A 16,820-nucleotide genomic window follows, 5' to 3' on the forward strand; every position below is an offset into this window, starting at 1 on the left:
AAATCATGGATCAAAAACGACTGACTCATCTGCGTCAACTGGAGGCGGAAAGTATCCATATTATCCGCGAAGTGGCGGCTGAATTTGGTAATCCGGTAATGCTTTACTCCATTGGTAAAGATTCATCGGTCATGCTGCACCTGGCTCGCAAAGCCTTTTATCCCGGCACGCTGCCGTTCCCGCTGCTGCACGTTGATACCGGCTGGAAATTCCGCGAAATGTATGAGTTTCGCGATCGTACGGTAAAAGAGATCGGCGCGGAGCTGATTGTTCATCGCAACCCGGAGGGCGTAGCGATGGGTATCAATCCCTTTGTTCATGGTAGCGCCAAGCACACCGACATTATGAAGACCGAAGGTCTGAAGCAGGCGCTGAACAAATATGGTTTCGATGCTGCTTTTGGCGGCGCGCGTCGCGATGAAGAAAAATCGCGTGCAAAAGAACGTATCTACTCGTTCCGCGATCGCTTCCACCGCTGGGATCCGAAAAACCAGCGCCCGGAGCTGTGGCATAACTACAACGGGCAGATCAACAAAGGCGAAAGCATCCGTGTCTTCCCGCTTTCCAACTGGACCGAGCTGGATATCTGGCAGTACATCTTTCTGGAAAATATTGAAATCGTACCGCTCTATCTGGCCGCTGAGCGTCCGGTGCTGGAGCGTGACGGCATGCTGATGATGATTGATGACGATCGTATCGACCTGCAGCCAGGCGAAAAGATAACGCCGCGGATGGTGCGCTTCCGTACCCTGGGCTGCTGGCCGCTGACCGGCGCGGTGGAATCGTCAGCGCAAACGCTGCCGGAAATTATTGAAGAAATGCTGGTTTCCACCACCAGCGAGCGACAAGGTCGCGTTATCGATCGCGACCAGGCTGGCTCAATGGAGCTGAAGAAACGTCAGGGCTATTTCTAAGGGGACGCCAGATGAATACCGTTATTGCACAACAGATCGCCGACAAGGGCGGGGTGGAAGCCTGGCTGCACGCGCAACAGCACAAAAGCCTGCTGCGTTTTCTCACCTGCGGCAGCGTGGACGATGGTAAAAGTACGCTGATTGGTCGTCTGCTGCACGATACGCGTCAGATTTATGAAGATCAGCTCTCCTCGCTGCATAACGACAGCAAGCGCCACGGCACCCAGGGCGAGAAGCTTGATTTGGCGCTGCTGGTGGATGGCCTGCAGGCTGAGCGCGAGCAGGGCATTACCATCGATGTCGCTTACCGCTATTTCTCCACTGAAAAGCGGAAGTTTATTATTGCTGACACGCCGGGACATGAGCAGTACACGCGCAATATGGCTACCGGCGCCTCCACCTGTGATCTGGCGATTCTGCTGATTGACGCGCGTAAAGGCGTACTGGATCAGACTCGTCGTCACAGCTTTATCTCTACGCTGCTGGGGATCAAGCACCTGGTCGTAGCGATCAATAAAATGGATCTGGTGGAGTACAGCCAGGATCGTTTTGAGCAGATCAAACAGGAATATTTTGATTTCGCAGCGCAGCTGCCGGGCGATGTGGACATTCGGTTTGTTCCGATGTCGGCGCTGGAGGGCGATAACGTCGCCACGCAAAGCACCACCATGAACTGGTACAGCGGCCCCACGCTGCTGGACGTACTGGAAACGGTGGAAGTTAATCGTGTAGTAGAAAGTCAGCCGATGCGTTTTCCGGTGCAGTACGTTAACCGGCCTAACCTCGATTTCCGTGGCTATGCCGGTACGCTGGCCTCCGGCATTCTGCGCGTGGGCCAGCGCGTGAAGGTGCTGCCTTCCGGCGTTGAGTCAAGCGTGGCGCGCATCGTAACCTTTGATGGCGACTTGCCGGAAGCGGGACCGGGCGAAGCGGTGACCATCGTATTAAACGATGAAATTGATATTAGCCGTGGCGATCTGCTGGTGACGGCGGATGAAACGCTGAAAGCAGTGCAGGGCGCTTCGGTTGATGTTGTCTGGATGGCGGAACAGGCGCTGACGCCAGGTCAGAGTTTTGATGTGAAAATTGCCGGTAAAAAAAGCCGTGCCCGCATCGAAAGCATCGATTATCAGGTCAATATCAATAACTTGACCCATAACAACCAGATAGAGGCGCTGCCGTTGAATGGCATCGGGCTGGTAAACGTCACCTTTGATGAGCCGATGGTTCTGGATGCCTATCAACAGAATCCGGTAACCGGCGGGATGATCTTTATCGATCGCCTGACAAACGTCACCGTGGGTGCCGGAATGATCCGTCAGCCGCAGCAGCAGGCTACTGCCAGCCATGGCGAGTTCTCTGCCTTTGAGCTGGAACTGAATGCGCTGATCCGTCGTCACTTCCCGCACTGGGAAGCGCGCGATCTGCTGGCGGGCAAGCAATAAGATGGCGACGCATGACGAGAATGTGGTCTGGCACGCACACGCGGTAACGCGTGCCGATCGTCAGCAGCAGCATGGGCATCAGGGTGTGGTGCTTTGGTTTACCGGCCTTTCGGGGTCGGGTAAGTCAACGGTCGCCGGGGCGCTGGAACAGGCGCTGCATCAGCTGGGCGTCAGCACGTATCTGCTGGATGGCGATAATGTCCGGCACGGCCTCTGCCGTGATTTAGGCTTCAGCGACGCCGACCGTAAAGAGAACATCCGTCGCGTGGGCGAAGTGGCCAGGCTAATGGTGGATGCCGGATTAGTGGTGCTGACCGCCTTTATTTCACCGCACCGCGCAGAACGGCAGATGGTGCGTGAAATGCTGGGCGCAGGGGAGTTTATCGAAGTATTTGTCGATACGCCGCTGGCGATCTGCGAAGCGCGCGATCCCAAAGGGTTGTATAAAAAAGCGCGGGCGGGCGAGCTGCGTAACTTTACCGGAATCGACTCAGTTTATGAGGCGCCGGAACAGCCGGAAATCCATCTTGATGGCGAACAATTGGTAACAAAATTGACGGCGCAACTGTTAGATCTGCTGCGTCGGCGCGATATTATCAAATCCTGAGATTGCAGCGGCAAACGGCCAGAGAGCGGGCCGTGATGCGCAACAACAGGATACCTATGCATAATGTTACACCCCTGCTGGCCCGTAAAACTCACAGTGACCAGGACGACCGTGCCTGGTCCTTTCCCGGCGGCGTAATCGGTTTTGTTTCTTACTGGTGCGCTCTGGCGATCCCTTTCCTGCTGTATGGTTCCAATACGCTGTTTTTCCTGCTTTATACCTGGCCATTCTTTCTGGCGCTGCTGCCGGTGGCTGTGTTGATCGGTATCACCTTTGGTCTGCTGCTGCGCGGTCATCTTATCTGGACGTTGCTGCTGACGCTGGTCACCGTAACCTGTGTTTTATGGCTGCTCTTTTCCTGGCTAACCGGCTGGTAAGGCACGCTGTCGCTGACACCACAAGCAGCAGTGGCAGCTCTGCAAGGCTCAGGTTTATCTCCTGCCGCTGATGATCAAACGCGACCACGCGTTACAAATCTTTACCTGCAGCACTATTTTCAGGCACACCGTGCAGAAAGCGGCGCAATTTAACCGGCAGAGTGGAGTCCGGTGAAAAGTTATGGGATGATTGGGCCGTTTTTCAGGGGGCGGGGATGGGAAAACTGACGCTGCTGTTACTTGCATTACTTGTTTGGCTACAGTATTCGCTGTGGTTGGGCAAGAATGGTATTCATGATTACACCCGCGTCAGCGATGACGTAGTGGTACAACAGGCGAGTAATGCCAAATTAAAAGCGCGTAACGATCAGCTGTTTGCCGAAATCGACGATCTAAACGGCGGTTTGGAAGCAATTGAAGAGCGTGCGCGCAATGAGCTGGGGATGATTAAACCCGGAGAGACCTTCTATCGCCTGGTGCCGGATCAAAACAAACGTAACGGGCAGCAGGCTTTGCCAAATCAACAACGATAGCAATGACCACTATAACTGACGCCTGGCCGGATATTATCGCCGTGGTGCCCGCTGCCGGTATCGGTAGCCGTATGCAATCGGGGCGCCCTAAGCAGTACCTGACCATCGGTCAGTCCACCATTCTGGAGCACAGCATCGCCAGCCTGCTGGCACATCCGGCCATTAACCGGGTGATTGTCGTGCTTAGTCCGGACGATAACTATTTTCCGCAGCTGCCGCTGGCTAATGACAGCCGTATTCATACGGTAACCGGCGGGAAACAGCGCGCCGATTCAGTGCTGGCGGGCCTGCAGGCGGTTGAACAGGCTGACTGGGCGCTGGTACATGATGCGGCTCGTCCCTGTCTGGCCGCTGAAGATTTAAGCCGTTTACTGTCGCTTTGCCGTCACAGCCGCGTTGGCGGCATTCTCGCCGCACCGGTATGCGATACCATGAAGCGCAGCGAACCGGGCAAAGACGCCATCGCGCATACGGTTGAGCGGGAGGCCTTATGGCATGCGCTGACGCCGCAGCTGTTTCCTTTAGCATTGCTGCGTCAGTGTCTGGAGCGCGCCCTGCACGAAGGGGCCACCATTACCGATGAGGCCTCGGCGCTGGAATATTGTGGTTATCATCCTGAACTGATCGCTGGCCGCAGCGATAATATAAAAGTCACCCGCCCGGAAGATCTGGCGCTGGCGGCGTTTTATCTTACTCAACGACATAACAAGGAGTACGCATAATGCGTATTGGTCACGGTTTTGACGTCCATGCTTTCGGTGGCGAAGGCCCGTTGATTATTGGCGGCGTGCGGATTCCGTTTGAGCAAGGCTTTATCGCCCATTCCGATGGCGATGTGGCGCTGCATGCCCTGACGGATGCATTGCTGGGAGCCGCTGCCATGGGAGATATCGGCAAACTTTTTCCCGATACCGATCCTGCGTTTAAAGGCGCGGATAGCCGTGGGCTGCTGCGTGAAGCCTGGCAACGTATCCAGGCAAAAGGCTACCGGCTGGTTAATGTCGATGTCACTATCATCGCACAGGCACCGAAAATGCTGCCGCATGTGCCGCAAATGCGCATCAATATCGCTGAGGATCTCGGCTGCCATATGGATGATGTTAATGTCAAAGCGACGACTACTGAAAAGCTTGGCTTTACCGGACGCGGCGAAGGCATTGCCTGCGAAGCCGTGGCGCTGATCGCGCGGGCGGAGGCATAATGGCTTTACCTGAATGGCAGTGGCTTTACGGCAAGCCCGCGATCCGCGGGCAGTTAAAGGCCAGCCCGGAAGATTTCATGGTGGTTGAAGATCTCGGCTACGAGGCTGACGGCGAAGGTGAGCATCTGCTGGTGCGCATCCGTAAAACCGGCTGTAATACGCGCTTTGTCGCCGATGCGCTGGCAAAGTTTGCAGGTATTCATCCGCGTGATGTCAGCTTTGCCGGTATGAAAGATCGCCATGCGGTGACTGAACAAACGCTCTGTTTGCGTCTGCCGGGTAAAGAGACGCCAGATTTTTCCGCGTTTAGTCTGGAAGGCTGTGAGATCCTGCATCTGGCGCGCCATAAACGTAAATTACGTACCGGCGCGCTGGCGGGCAATGCTTTCAGGCTGGTGCTGCGTCAGATCAGCGATCGCGCGGCGCTGGAGGAAAGGCTGCTACGTGTGCAGAACGGCGGCGCGCCTAACTATTTCGGCCAACAGCGTTTTGGTTTTCAGGGCAACAACCTGGAGCAGGCGAAACGCTGGGCCAGTAATGAAATCCGCGTGCGTGAACGGAGTAAACGCAGCTTTCTGCTTTCCGCCGCGCGCAGCGTTATGTTTAATCAGGTGATCAGCGATCGTCTGGCGCAACAGGGCAACCTGACCCAGGCGATAACGGGCGATGCGTTGCAGTTGACCGGTCGCGGCAGCTGGTTTGTTGCGACAGAAGAAGAGCTGCCGCAGCTGCAGACACGGATTGATAATAATGAATTGCGCATTACCGCGCCGTTACCCGGCAGCGGGGAGTGGGGAAGCCGTGACGCCGCGCTGGCTTTCGAGCAGCAAAGTCTGGCCGACAGCCTGGCGTTTATCCAGTTGCTGGAGCGGGAACGGGTAGAAGCCGCTCGCCGGGCGATGTTGGTTATTCCGCGCGACCTGCACTGGAACTGGCGCGATGATGCCACGCTGGAACTCAGTTTTTGGCTGCCAGCCGGCAGTTTTGCCACCAGCATAGTCAGGGAACTTTTCGAACAGGAAGGTAACGATGCGGATATTGCTGAGTAATGATGATGGGATCCATGCGCCAGGCATTCAAACGTTGGCAAAAGCCCTGCGTGAAATCGCCGAGGTGCAGGTGGTCGCGCCCGATCGTAATCGCAGCGGCGCTTCCAACTCGCTGACGCTGGAAACCCCCTTACGTACTTTTTCTTATCCCAATGGGGATATCGCCGTGCAGATGGGGACGCCCACCGACTGCGTATTCCTTGGCGTCAATGCGCTGATGCGCCCAAAGCCCGATATTGTGGTTTCCGGTATCAATGCCGGGCCTAATCTGGGCGATGACGTGATCTATTCCGGCACGGTAGCGGCGGCGATGGAAGGGCGACATTTAGGGCTCCCTGCGCTGGCGGTCTCGCTGGACGGTCAGCATCACTATGAAACTGCCGCTGCGGTCACCTGCGCTATTTTGCAAGGATTGCAGCGTGAGCCGCTGCGCACCGGCCGTATTTTGAATATCAATGTTCCCGATCTGCCGTTAGATCAAATCAAAGGTATTCGCGTTACTCGCTGCGGCAGCCGTCATCCCGCCGATAAAGTTATTCCACAGCAAGATCCGCGAGGCAATACGCTTTACTGGATCGGCCCGCCGGGCGATAAGCATGACGCCGGCCCGGATACCGATTTTGCCGCCGTTGATGAAGGCTATGTCTCTGTGACGGCGCTGCATGTCGATCTCACCGCCCATCAGGCGCAGGACGTGGTGGCCGGCTGGCTGACCAAAGCCGGAGTCGAGTCGCTATGGTAAGCAGACGCATCGAGGCTTTGCTGGATCAGCTACGCCAGCAGGGCATCGAGGATGAACTTTTACTGAAAGCGATTGGCGACGTGCCACGCGAGCGCTTTGTTGATGAAGCGCTGGAACATCAGGCATGGGAAAACATGTCACTGCCCATTGGATCCGGGCAAACCATTTCGCAACCTTATATGGTGGCGAAAATGACCTCTTTGCTGGAGCTGAAGCCAGATTCACGCGTACTGGAGATTGGTACCGGCTCCGGTTATCAAACGGCGATTCTGGCCCATCTGGTCGATCATGTCTGTTCTGTTGAGCGTATTAAAGGGCTGCAATGGCAGGCGAAGCGCCGCCTGAAACAGCTTGATTTGCATAATGTCTCGACGCGCCACGGCGATGGCTGGCTGGGTTGGGCTGCACGCGCGCCGTTTGATGCCATAATTGTCACCGCTGCGCCGCCGGAAATCCCTGAGGCTCTGCTGGCTCAGCTTGATGAAGGCGGCATTATGGTTTTGCCGGTTGGGGAAGAAATACAGCAGCTGAAACGCATTCGACGTAAGGGCGGTGAGTTTATTGTCGATGTTATTGAGCCGGTACGTTTTGTGCCGCTGGTGCAGGGCGATCTCGCCTGACGGCCCGGCACCAGACTACGCATTTCTTCACAACTGATTAATAGCACGGGAATTGGGTTGTTGTTAGTATCAGCCATTCCATTCGTCAGCAATGGATAGCGAACGTGAACGCTTACGTTCGTCGTTTCAAGGCTCGTCACAGGTTTGTTATCACGGGGGATAAATGAGCACAGGAAGCCCACTTTTTACTTTGAGCCGCCTTGCGGCTGTTTCATTAATTGGATTTTGGCTGACGGGTTGTACTTCTGATAATAACGCTCAGGCTCCTATTAGTACGGTTGGCGGTCAGTCTCAGCCTCGGGGCGGTAATATAGCCTCTGGCGGTATGTTAAGCGGCGCGTCATCCTCCAGACCGGTATTTGCGTCCGGTTCGAACAATAGCAACGCTAATGTAATGACGCAGAATGGTCGTATCGTCTACAAGCGCAGTTATGAGAATATTCCGAAAGGTAGCTATAGCGGTGAGACATATACCGTTAAGCGAGGCGATACGTTGTTCTATATTGCCTGGATTACCGGCAATGATTTTCGCGATTTAGCCCAGCGTAATAACATCGCTGCGCCTTACAACCTCAATGTGGGTCAGGCTTTGCAGGTTGGTAACGGCTCAGGTTCACCGATTACCGGTGGCAATGCGATCACGGTCGCGGACGCTACGCAAGGGGGCGTGCCGACCACGCCTGGCTCAACACAAATCAAATCTTCTACAGTTGCGCAGCAACCGGTTATTACGTATTCTGATGATTCAGGAAAATCAGGTGGGGGCAAAATGTTGCCTTCAGCGGGGAATACAACTGTTGCAACGACAACAGCCCCGGTTACCGCACCGCCGACGGTAAGCAGTACAACGTCCAGTTCAACCCCTGTGGCTGGTTGGCGTTGGCCCACCGACGGTAAGATTATCGATAACTTTTCTGCTGCAGAAGGCGGCAATAAAGGTATCGATATCGCAGGATCGCGAGGACAGCCAGTGGTTGCCACCGCATCCGGTCGTGTAGTGTATGCAGGTAATGCGCTGCGCGGTTACGGTAATCTGATTATCATCAAACATAACGATGATTACCTGAGTGCCTACGCCCATAACGACACTATGCTGGTCCGGGAACAACAAGAAGTTAAGGCGGGGCAGAAAATAGCTACTATGGGTAGCACCGGAACCAGTTCAGTTAGATTACATTTTGAAATTCGTTACAAGGGGAAATCCGTAAACCCGTTGCGTTATTTACCGCAGCGATAAACGGGCAGAGCCTTGAAGTTCTGCCCAGGGATCACGGGTAGGAGCCGCTTATGAGCCAGAATACGCTGAAAGTTAATGAGTTACATGAAGATGCGGAATTCGACGAGAACGGAGCTGAGATTTTCGACGAGAAGGCTCTTGTTGAAAATGAACCTGGTGATAATGAACTAGCTGAAGAAGAGTTGTTGTCACAGGGTGCGACGCAACGTGTTTTAGATGCGACGCAGCTTTACCTCGGTGAAATTGGTTATTCGCCGCTTTTAACGGCAGAGGAAGAAGTATTTTTTGCTCGCCGCGCACTGAAAGGCGACATTCCTTCTCGTCGTCGCATGATCGAAAGTAACTTACGACTGGTGGTAAAGATTGCTCGTCGTTACAGCAATCGTGGTCTGGCGCTATTGGACCTGATTGAAGAAGGTAACCTGGGCTTGATTCGTGCTGTTGAGAAGTTTGACCCCGAGCGTGGGTTCCGTTTCTCAACGTACGCCACCTGGTGGATTCGTCAAACGATTGAACGGGCAATTATGAACCAAACCCGTACAATTCGTCTGCCGATTCACATCGTCAAGGAGTTGAACGTTTATCTGCGCACCGCGCGTGAACTGTCGCACAAGCTGGATCATGAGCCGAGTGCGGAAGAGATCGCCGAGCAGCTGGATAAACCAGTTGATGACGTAAGCCGTATGTTGCGTCTCAACGAACGCATTACCTCAGTTGATACGCCATTAGGCGGAGATTCTGAGAAAGCGCTGCTGGATATCTTGGCCGATGAGAAAGATAACGGTCCGGAAGACACCACGCAGGACGATGACATGAAACAGAGCATCGTTAAGTGGTTGTTTGAGCTGAATGCCAAGCAGCGTGAAGTATTGGCACGTCGTTTCGGCCTGCTGGGCTACGAAGCGGCAACGCTTGAGGATGTGGGCCGTGAAATCGGTTTAACCCGCGAGCGTGTACGTCAGATTCAGGTTGAAGGTCTGCGTCGTCTGCGTGAAATCCTGCAGGCGCAGGGCCTGAGCATTGAAGCTCTGTTCCGCGAGTAACAATGTTCCTGCAATAGGGTAATGCGAAAGCGGTGGTCTCAGACCACCGCTTTTTTATTGCCTGTATTCAGCGATCGCGGCTGAATACAGGCAGGTTTACAGCAATGATTTAAGCCGATAAATCCATTCCAGAGCCTGACGCGGTGAAAGGGTATCGGGATCCAGCGCTTCAAGTGCTTCAACCGCAGGCGACGTTTCTTCGACCAGCAGCGGCAGTTGTGGACCATCAGCCTTTGTTGCCGCAGCCGTGCCCGATAACGCCTCCAGCTCTTTCAGCTTTTGCCGGGCGCGCTTAATGACTTCTTTGGGGACGCCTGCCAGCGCAGCAACCGCCAGGCCATAGCTTTTACTGGCCGCGCCTTCCTGTACGCTGTGCATAAACGCAATGGTATCGCCATGCTCCACGGCATCCAGGTGGACATTGGCCACGCCTTCCATTTTTTCTGCCAGGGTAGTCAGCTCAAAATAGTGGGTAGCGAACAGCGTCATTGCCTTAATACGACTGGCAAGGCTTTCAGCACAGGCCCAGGCAAGAGAAAGACCGTCATAGGTTGAGGTTCCGCGACCAATTTCATCCATCAACACCAGGCTGTGTTCTGTGGCGTTATGCAGAATATTCGCCGTTTCGGTCATCTCCACCATAAAGGTTGAACGGCCTGAGGCGAGATCGTCCGCCGCACCGACGCGCGTAAAGATGCGATCGACCGGACCGATAGTCGCCTGCTCTGCCGGAACAAAACTGCCAATACAGGCCATCAGCACTATCAGCGCTGTCTGACGCATATAGGTACTTTTACCACCCATGTTCGGACCGGTAATCACCAGCATGCGGCGCTGCGGTGAAAGCGAAAGCGGATTGGCAATAAAGGGTTCTTTCAGCACCTGTTCAACCACGGGGTGACGGCCGCCGGAAAGCTTGATGCCGGGCTTATCGCTTAATGTCGGACGCGTATAGTTCAGCGTCCAGGCGCGTTCAGCCAGATTGGTTAAGACATCAAGTTCGGCCAGCGCAGCGGCGCTTTGCAACAACGCATCCAGGTGCGGCAGCAGCAGATCGAAAAGCTCCTCATACAGTGCCTTTTCCAGCGCCAGTGCCTTACCTTTAGAGGTAAGCACTTTATCTTCATACTCTTTCAGCTCTGGAATAATGTAACGTTCAGCATTTTTCAGCGTCTGACGGCGCACATAATGGATCGGCACCAGATGGCTCTGCCCACGGCTAACCTGGATGTAATAACCATGTACCGCATTGAAGCCTACCTTTAGCGTATCCAGCCCTAGCTTTTCACGTTCGCGGATTTCAAGACGATCGAGGTAGTCGGTTGCGCCATCAGCCAGCGCGCGCCACTCATCCAGCTCGGCGTTATAACCCGGCGCGATTACGCCGCCGTCACGCACCAGTACCGGTGGCGTTTCGATAACGGCACGTTCCAGCAGCTCACGCAGTTCGCTAAATTCCCCCATCTGCTGACGCAACGTGGGAAGATGTCCGGCATCCACATCGGCTAACAGAGCGTTCAGCTCCGGTAACTGTTGAAACGCGTGGCGCATACGCGCCAAATCGCGCGGGCGTGCAGTGCGCAGCGCCAGGCGCGCCAGAATGCGTTCTAAATCGCCAACCTGACGCAGGATCGGCTGCAGTTCGCCACTGAGATCCTGCAGAGCGGCAATGCTTTCCTGACGTTGCGCGATCACGCGGCTGTCTCTGACCGGCGTATGCAGCCAGCGTTTCAGCATGCGGCTGCCCATCGGCGTGACCGTTTTATCCAGCACGGCGGCCAGCGTATTATCAACGCCGCCCGCCAGATTCTGGGTAATTTCCAGGTTACGGCGCGTAGCAGCATCCATGATGATGCTGTCCTGCTGGCGCTCCATCGTTAACGAGCGAATATGCGGCAGCGAGGTGCGCTGCGTATCTTTGACATATTGCAGCAGGCAGCCGGCGGCACGCAGGGCGACATGCGCATTTTCAACGCCGAAGCCGGTAAGATCGCGCGTACCGAATTGCAGGTTAAGCTGCTGACGCGCAGTATCCAGTTCATATTCCCAGAGCGGACGACGGCGCATACCGCGACGATTTTCAATCAGATCCATCGCGGCAAAATCTTCCGGATAGAGCAGCTCGGCCGGGTTAGTGCGCTGCAGCTCAGCGGCCATTGCTTCGTGGTCTGCCGGTTCGCTCAGCAGAAAGCGGCCCGAACTGATATCCAGCGTGGCATAGCCGAAACCGCGCGCGTCCTGCCAGATAGCCGCCAGTAAATTGTCCTGACGCTCGTTAAGCAGGGCTTCATCACTAATTGTACCCGGCGTGACGATACGCACTACTTTGCGCTCAACCGGGCCTTTGCTCTGCGCCGGATCGCCAATCTGTTCGCAAATCGCTACCGACTCGCCCAGCTGTACCAGCCGGGCCAGATAGTTTTCCACAGCATGATAAGGCACGCCCGCCATGGGGATCGGCTCGCCAGCGGAGGCGCCGCGCCTGGTCAGGGAGATATCCAGCAGTTGAGAGGCGCGTTTGGCATCGTCATAAAACAGTTCATAGAAATCACCCATGCGATAAAACAGCAGGATGTCGGGATGCTGTGCCTTCAGGCGAAGGTACTGCTGCATCATCGGGGTGTGGTTACCAATATCCATATCTGTCGATCCTTTCACGGTCATGTCACTCAACTTGCATGTTCCTGTTGGTCTCAGCGGCGGTCTGGGGATTCAGGCGGATCCTATCGCTAAAGTATCAAAAGCGCTACCCGACGTTAGCAGGCGTAACGTCAGAAAGGGAGGGTTATTATCTGCGGCTACCCACTTCTTCGGCTCGGCTCGCAAAGTATAAGAAGCTTGTGCCAGGTCAAAAGGGCAGAGTGAATAACGCTACCCACAGCAAAATTAAGGTTATAGAATGAGCGCCTTTTTCATAACCCGCTGGGTCGTAACTTTTTGAGGTTGTAATGCAGACTTTACCTTCTTGTCCTGAATGCCATTCTGAATATACCTGGCAGGATGGCGACACGCTGAACTGTCCTGAATGTGGTCACATCTGGTCGCAGCAGGAGACCGGAGCGCCAGGGGATCAGGGACTGGTTGTGCGTGATGTCAACGGTACTCTGCTGGCAGATGGCGACAGCGTAACGGTCATCAAAGATCTGAAGGTTAAAGGCAGCTCTTCTGCGCTGAAGATCGGTACAAAAGTTAAAGGGATCCGCCTGGTGGAAGGGGATCATAACATCGATTGTAAGATCGAGGGTTTTGGCCCGATGAAACTGAAATCTGAGTTCGTTAAAAAGAACTAAGTTTCCTGCAACGTCAGGCAAAGCAGCTAAGCATTGGCTTGGCTGCTGCCTTTCTGTTTAGCTGAACAGCAGATCGATGGCGTCGCACTGCGCCTCGCTCAAGGTTCCGCCGCTATTACGTGAGCGCGGCGTCATGTAGCCATATTTACGTGCCACCGCCGCTTTAATCGTGGTCACAAAATCATCGCCCACCGTATAAATTGCCATCAGTTTACCAATGCGTTGCTGAAACTGCGTGAGCGCCGCCAAATCTCCATCCCGCCAGCTTTGCATCGCTTCGGCAAACATCGCCGGCACCAGATTATTTAGCCCGCTAATCACGCCTGCGCCACCAGCCAGCAGGTTAGGCAACAGATATTCATCATAGCCGGAGAGCACGGCAAAATCGCTGCGCACCTTTTTGGTTTCTTCTATTAATGAACGGTTATGTGACAGGCAATCCGTGGTGTCTTTGATGCCGATGAAATTGGGCAGTTCTGCCGCCAGTTCCGCCACCAGCATCGCATCAAGATCGCAACCGGTACGCGCCGGAAAATTATAGGCGAACCATTTGCCTTCCAGCTCTCGATCGAGCTGTCGAAAGTAAGCTAACAGCTGTTGTCGGGTTTGCCCGTAATACCAGGGCGGCAGCACCATTACGGCATCAAAGCCGCTCTCCCAGGCAAGATGCGCTAACTCCAGCATGTCGCTGTTACAGCTGCTGGAAATATTGGCCACCATGCTGAGACGGGACATGCTGCGGGCTTCACGTATTAATAATTTACGCTCTGCTTGCGTCAGTGAAACAAACTCGCCGATGCTACCCATCAGCAATAGCGTATCAATGCCGGATGCGTCCAGACGCGCAAAATGCTGCGCCAGTGCATTCAGATCTAAATGGTTATCTGCCGTAAATGGGGTTACCGAGGGGCACCAAACGCCGGAAAAAGCAGGCTGATTTTGCATATTGTTCTCCGCAGGCGACAATTGAAACGGTGTTTTAAATTAATCATTTTTATCTGTGCGTGTCACAGCAAGTAGCACGATAATCCAACCGCGATCTCAATTATCGTCTTTACTTAACGCTCTTTTCTGAAAAATGCGGCGTGATTTATCCATCTTGCTGTTTCATCCTGTTTAACGAACGCTGAAATAGCATCCATACTGAATCTCAATGGCAATTTCCTGTGGCGCTAATATGTTGACTGGTAACCTTGCTAAGTCAGTTCGTCGCCCGCATATAAAGCAGGAACCTGCCTCGCAAAATAACCATGCTGTCCGGACGAAACGGCAAAAAGGTGACGCCTTGCGCGCGCTTTGTTGTTAACGTTGGGCAGAGCATCCAGGGATGAGAGAATGACTGACGAACAACTGAAAGCGTTAAGCGCCCTTAACGGAAAGCTGCTGCTGCAGCGCCAGGCAAAGCTTACCACCGCCGAATCTTGCACCGGCGGCTGGATTGCTAAAGTTTTGACCGATATCGCCGGTAGCTCCGCCTGGTTTGAACGCGCTTTTATCACCTACAGTAATGATGCCAAGCAGCAGATGATTGGCGTATCTGAACAGAGCTTGCAGCAGTGGGGCGCAGTCAGCGAACAAGTGGTAAAAGAGATGGCCGCTGGTGCGTTAAAAGAGGCCAGAGCGGACTTCGCCATTGCCGTTAGCGGCATTGCCGGACCGGACGGCGGCACCACGGAAAAACCGGTCGGCACCGTCTGGTTCGGCTTTGCCACAGCAGCAGGCGAAGCAGTGCAAAAACGCTTTGTATTTCAGGGTGATCGAGAGGCTGTGCGGCGGCAAGCGGTAGCGACGGCGCTGCAGATTTTACATGATGATTTTCTCAAAAATTTGACTTGATACTGTATGATTATACAGTATAATTACCATCCAATGAACGAGAGCACTGCACACAACCGTGGCGTGCTTTACCCCGGCATGATTAGGAGTAAAAATGGCTATTGACGAAAACAAGCAAAAGGCTCTGGCAGCAGCGCTGGGCCAAATTGAGAAGCAATTTGGTAAAGGCTCCATCATGCGCCTGGGTGAAGACCGCTCAATGGATGTGGAAACCATCTCGACCGGTTCGCTTTCGCTTGATATCGCCCTTGGTGCTGGCGGCCTGCCAATGGGCCGTATGGTTGAAATTTACGGTCCGGAATCGTCCGGTAAAACCACGCTGACGCTACAGGTCATCGCCGCCGCTCAGCGTAAGGGCAAAACCTGTGCCTTTATCGATGCCGAACATGCGCTGGATCCGGTTTATGCGAAAAAGCTGGGCGTTGATATTGATAACCTGCTCTGTTCTCAGCCGGATACCGGTGAACAGGCGCTGGAAATCTGTGATGCGCTGGCGCGTTCCGGTGCGGTAGACGTTATCATCGTCGACTCCGTTGCGGCGCTAACGCCGAAAGCGGAAATCGAAGGTGAAATCGGTGACTCACACATGGGTCTCGCCGCACGTATGATGAGCCAGGCGATGCGTAAGCTGGCCGGTAACCTGAAGCAGTCCAATACGCTGCTGATCTTTATCAACCAGATCCGTATGAAAATCGGCGTTATGTTCGGTAACCCGGAAACCACGACCGGTGGTAACGCGCTGAAGTTCTACGCCTCTGTGCGTCTTGATATTCGCCGTATTGGCGCGATCAAAGAGGGCGATAACGTCGTCGGCAGTGAAACCCGTGTCAAAGTGGTTAAAAACAAGATTGCCGCGCCGTTTAAACAGGCTGAATTCCAGATCATGTACGGTGAAGGGATTAACATCTACGGCGAGCTGGTGGATCTTGGCGTGAAGCACAAGCTGATCGAGAAGGCGGGTGCCTGGTATAGCTACAATGGCGATAAAATCGGCCAGGGTAAAGCGAATGCCAGCAACTACCTGAAAGAAAACAGCGCTGTGGCTAACGAAATCGAGCAGAAACTGCGTGATATGCTGCTGAACAATCCTGTCGAGGAAGGTAAAGCGGCCGTCCCGGCGGAGAATTACGAAGATACCGCTAGCGAAACTAACGAAGACTTCTAATTCCTCACCCCGGTCAGCCTGGCTGCCCGGGGTTTTTTTGTTCTAATACTTTGTATCCTGCCGCAATTCTCGCTACCCTCGCTTTTTACTGCTTATCTCAACCTACCAACCTGACGGAAGCGTAATGACTGACAAGCCCGCAACTCCGGTCACTTTTGCACGCCTGTTGGATCGTGCTACGCGTATTCTTGCCATGCGCGATCATAGCGAAGCCGAGTTCCGTCGTAAGATGGCGCAGTCAGCTGCGCGTGCCGCGATGCGCCATGATGAACCGGCTGAGGAAATTCCGGAAGAGATGATAGAACAGGTTATCGCCTGGTGCTATGAGCATAGCTGGCTGGACGATGTCCGTTTTGCCCAACGTTTTGTTATCAGCCGCAGCCGCAAGGGCTATGGCCCACAGCGTATCCGCATGGAGCTGGCGCAAAAGGGAATAGGGCGCGAACTGGCGGAAACCGCCCTGAGCGAGGCGGAGATCGATTGGGGCGCTCAGACTTTAGACGCGGCAGAACGTAAATTTGGCCTGCCGTTGCCGCAGGAATGGAAACAAAAATCCAAAGTGCTGCGTTATCTGCAGGCGAAAGGGTTTTTCATGGAAGATATCCAGTCGATTTATCGAAATAATGATGATTGAACCGCGATGGGATTTTACTTCCCTCGGAAGAAAATTTATCTTATTCCCACTTTTTGTTGGTAACTCTTCACGCAGCCGTGTGGAACGCCCGCCCGGTGCCAAGGGAAGAACCTTCGTTAGCGTATTC

18 protein-coding genes are annotated in these 16,820 nt (G+C 54.2%); 16 read left to right on the forward strand and 2 right to left on the reverse strand.

Annotated features, from left to right (window positions below; translation table 11 throughout):
* Positions 1-5: 5 nt before the first annotated feature.
* The 12 genes from cysD to rpoS all read left to right on the forward strand — a co-directional run bounded on the left by cysD (position 6) and on the right by rpoS (position 9,768).
* Positions 6-914, forward strand: a complete 909-nt coding sequence (cysD, locus tag ACQE3Y_RS15510; protein ID WP_250650738.1) for a sulfate adenylyltransferase subunit CysD — start codon at positions 6-8, stop codon at positions 912-914.
* 11 nt (positions 915-925) lie between these two features.
* On the forward strand, positions 926-2,359 hold the full coding sequence (gene cysN / locus ACQE3Y_RS15515; protein WP_426982031.1) for a sulfate adenylyltransferase subunit CysN: 1,434 nt from the start codon (positions 926-928) through the stop codon (positions 2,357-2,359).
* Position 2,360: 1 nt separating this feature from the next.
* Positions 2,361-2,966: an adenylyl-sulfate kinase gene (gene cysC / locus ACQE3Y_RS15520; RefSeq protein ID WP_426973706.1), complete on the forward strand. Its 606-nt coding sequence runs from the start codon at positions 2,361-2,363 to the stop codon at positions 2,964-2,966.
* Positions 2,967-3,022: 56 nt separating this feature from the next.
* Entirely contained in the window at positions 3,023-3,343 is a 321-nt protein-coding gene (locus ACQE3Y_RS15525; RefSeq protein WP_250650735.1) for a DUF3561 family protein, read from the forward strand.
* A 215-nt stretch (positions 3,344-3,558) separates the two neighbouring features.
* Complete coding sequence (gene ftsB / locus ACQE3Y_RS15530) at positions 3,559-3,876, forward strand: cell division protein FtsB (RefSeq protein WP_085070433.1); 318 nt, start codon at positions 3,559-3,561, stop codon at positions 3,874-3,876.
* 2 nt (positions 3,877-3,878) lie between these two features.
* Positions 3,879-4,598: a 2-C-methyl-D-erythritol 4-phosphate cytidylyltransferase gene (gene ispD, locus ACQE3Y_RS15535; protein ID WP_250650734.1), complete on the forward strand. Its 720-nt coding sequence runs from the start codon at positions 3,879-3,881 to the stop codon at positions 4,596-4,598.
* Complete coding sequence (gene ispF / locus ACQE3Y_RS15540; RefSeq protein WP_276575718.1) at positions 4,598-5,077, forward strand: 2-C-methyl-D-erythritol 2,4-cyclodiphosphate synthase; 480 nt, start codon at positions 4,598-4,600, stop codon at positions 5,075-5,077. The genes ispD and ispF overlap by 1 nt, the downstream gene beginning before the upstream one ends.
* Positions 5,077-6,126 carry a tRNA pseudouridine(13) synthase TruD gene (truD, locus tag ACQE3Y_RS15545; protein ID WP_426982032.1) on the forward strand — a complete coding sequence of 350 codons (1,050 nt, stop codon included), beginning with the start codon at positions 5,077-5,079 and terminating at the stop codon, positions 6,124-6,126. Before ispF ends, truD begins: the two co-directional genes overlap by 1 nt.
* Entirely contained in the window at positions 6,107-6,868 is a 762-nt protein-coding gene (gene surE / locus ACQE3Y_RS15550; RefSeq protein WP_426973712.1) for a 5'/3'-nucleotidase SurE, read from the forward strand. The genes truD and surE overlap by 20 nt, the downstream gene beginning before the upstream one ends.
* A complete protein-coding gene (locus ACQE3Y_RS15555) occupies positions 6,862-7,488 on the forward strand; it encodes a protein-L-isoaspartate(D-aspartate) O-methyltransferase (protein ID WP_085070442.1) in 627 nt (208 codons plus the stop codon). Before surE ends, ACQE3Y_RS15555 begins: the two co-directional genes overlap by 7 nt.
* A gap of 163 nt (positions 7,489-7,651) precedes the next feature.
* Complete coding sequence (gene nlpD / locus ACQE3Y_RS15560; protein WP_426982033.1) at positions 7,652-8,725, forward strand: murein hydrolase activator NlpD; 1,074 nt, start codon at positions 7,652-7,654, stop codon at positions 8,723-8,725.
* 50 nt (positions 8,726-8,775) lie between these two features.
* A complete protein-coding gene (rpoS, locus tag ACQE3Y_RS15565) occupies positions 8,776-9,768 on the forward strand; it encodes an RNA polymerase sigma factor RpoS (protein WP_085070446.1) in 993 nt (330 codons plus the stop codon).
* 96 nt (positions 9,769-9,864) lie between these two features.
* Here rpoS and mutS read toward each other — a convergent pair whose 3' ends face one another.
* Positions 9,865-12,408: a DNA mismatch repair protein MutS gene (gene mutS / locus ACQE3Y_RS15570; protein WP_426982046.1), complete on the reverse strand. Its 2,544-nt coding sequence runs from the start codon at positions 12,406-12,408 to the stop codon at positions 9,865-9,867.
* A 308-nt stretch (positions 12,409-12,716) separates the two neighbouring features.
* On the opposite strand from mutS, the gene ACQE3Y_RS15575 reads away from it, so the two are divergent.
* A complete protein-coding gene (locus ACQE3Y_RS15575) occupies positions 12,717-13,058 on the forward strand; it encodes a zinc ribbon domain-containing protein YjdM (protein WP_426982034.1) in 342 nt (113 codons plus the stop codon).
* A 57-nt stretch (positions 13,059-13,115) separates the two neighbouring features.
* Here the strand turns inward: ACQE3Y_RS15575 and ACQE3Y_RS15580 are convergent, their stop codons facing one another.
* Positions 13,116-14,003: a dihydrodipicolinate synthase family protein gene (locus tag ACQE3Y_RS15580; protein WP_426982035.1), complete on the reverse strand. Its 888-nt coding sequence runs from the start codon at positions 14,001-14,003 to the stop codon at positions 13,116-13,118.
* Positions 14,004-14,393: 390 nt separating this feature from the next.
* Here ACQE3Y_RS15580 and pncC point away from each other — a divergent pair, with 390 nt between their 5' ends.
* The 3 genes from pncC to ACQE3Y_RS15595 all read left to right on the forward strand — a co-directional run bounded on the left by pncC (position 14,394) and on the right by ACQE3Y_RS15595 (position 16,693).
* Entirely contained in the window at positions 14,394-14,894 is a 501-nt protein-coding gene (pncC, locus tag ACQE3Y_RS15585; protein ID WP_426973720.1) for a nicotinamide-nucleotide amidase, read from the forward strand.
* Positions 14,895-14,988: 94 nt separating this feature from the next.
* Positions 14,989-16,059 (forward strand): recombinase RecA, encoded by a 1,071-nt coding sequence (recA, locus tag ACQE3Y_RS15590; protein WP_085070454.1) that lies wholly within the window; start codon positions 14,989-14,991, stop codon positions 16,057-16,059.
* A 124-nt stretch (positions 16,060-16,183) separates the two neighbouring features.
* Complete coding sequence (locus ACQE3Y_RS15595) at positions 16,184-16,693, forward strand: regulatory protein RecX (protein WP_426982036.1); 510 nt, start codon at positions 16,184-16,186, stop codon at positions 16,691-16,693.
* Positions 16,694-16,820 lie beyond the last annotated feature (127 nt).

This window comes from Pantoea sp. FN0305, from assembly GCF_050113845.1.
Lineage (GTDB): Bacteria > Pseudomonadota > Gammaproteobacteria > Enterobacterales > Enterobacteriaceae > Mixta > Mixta alhagi.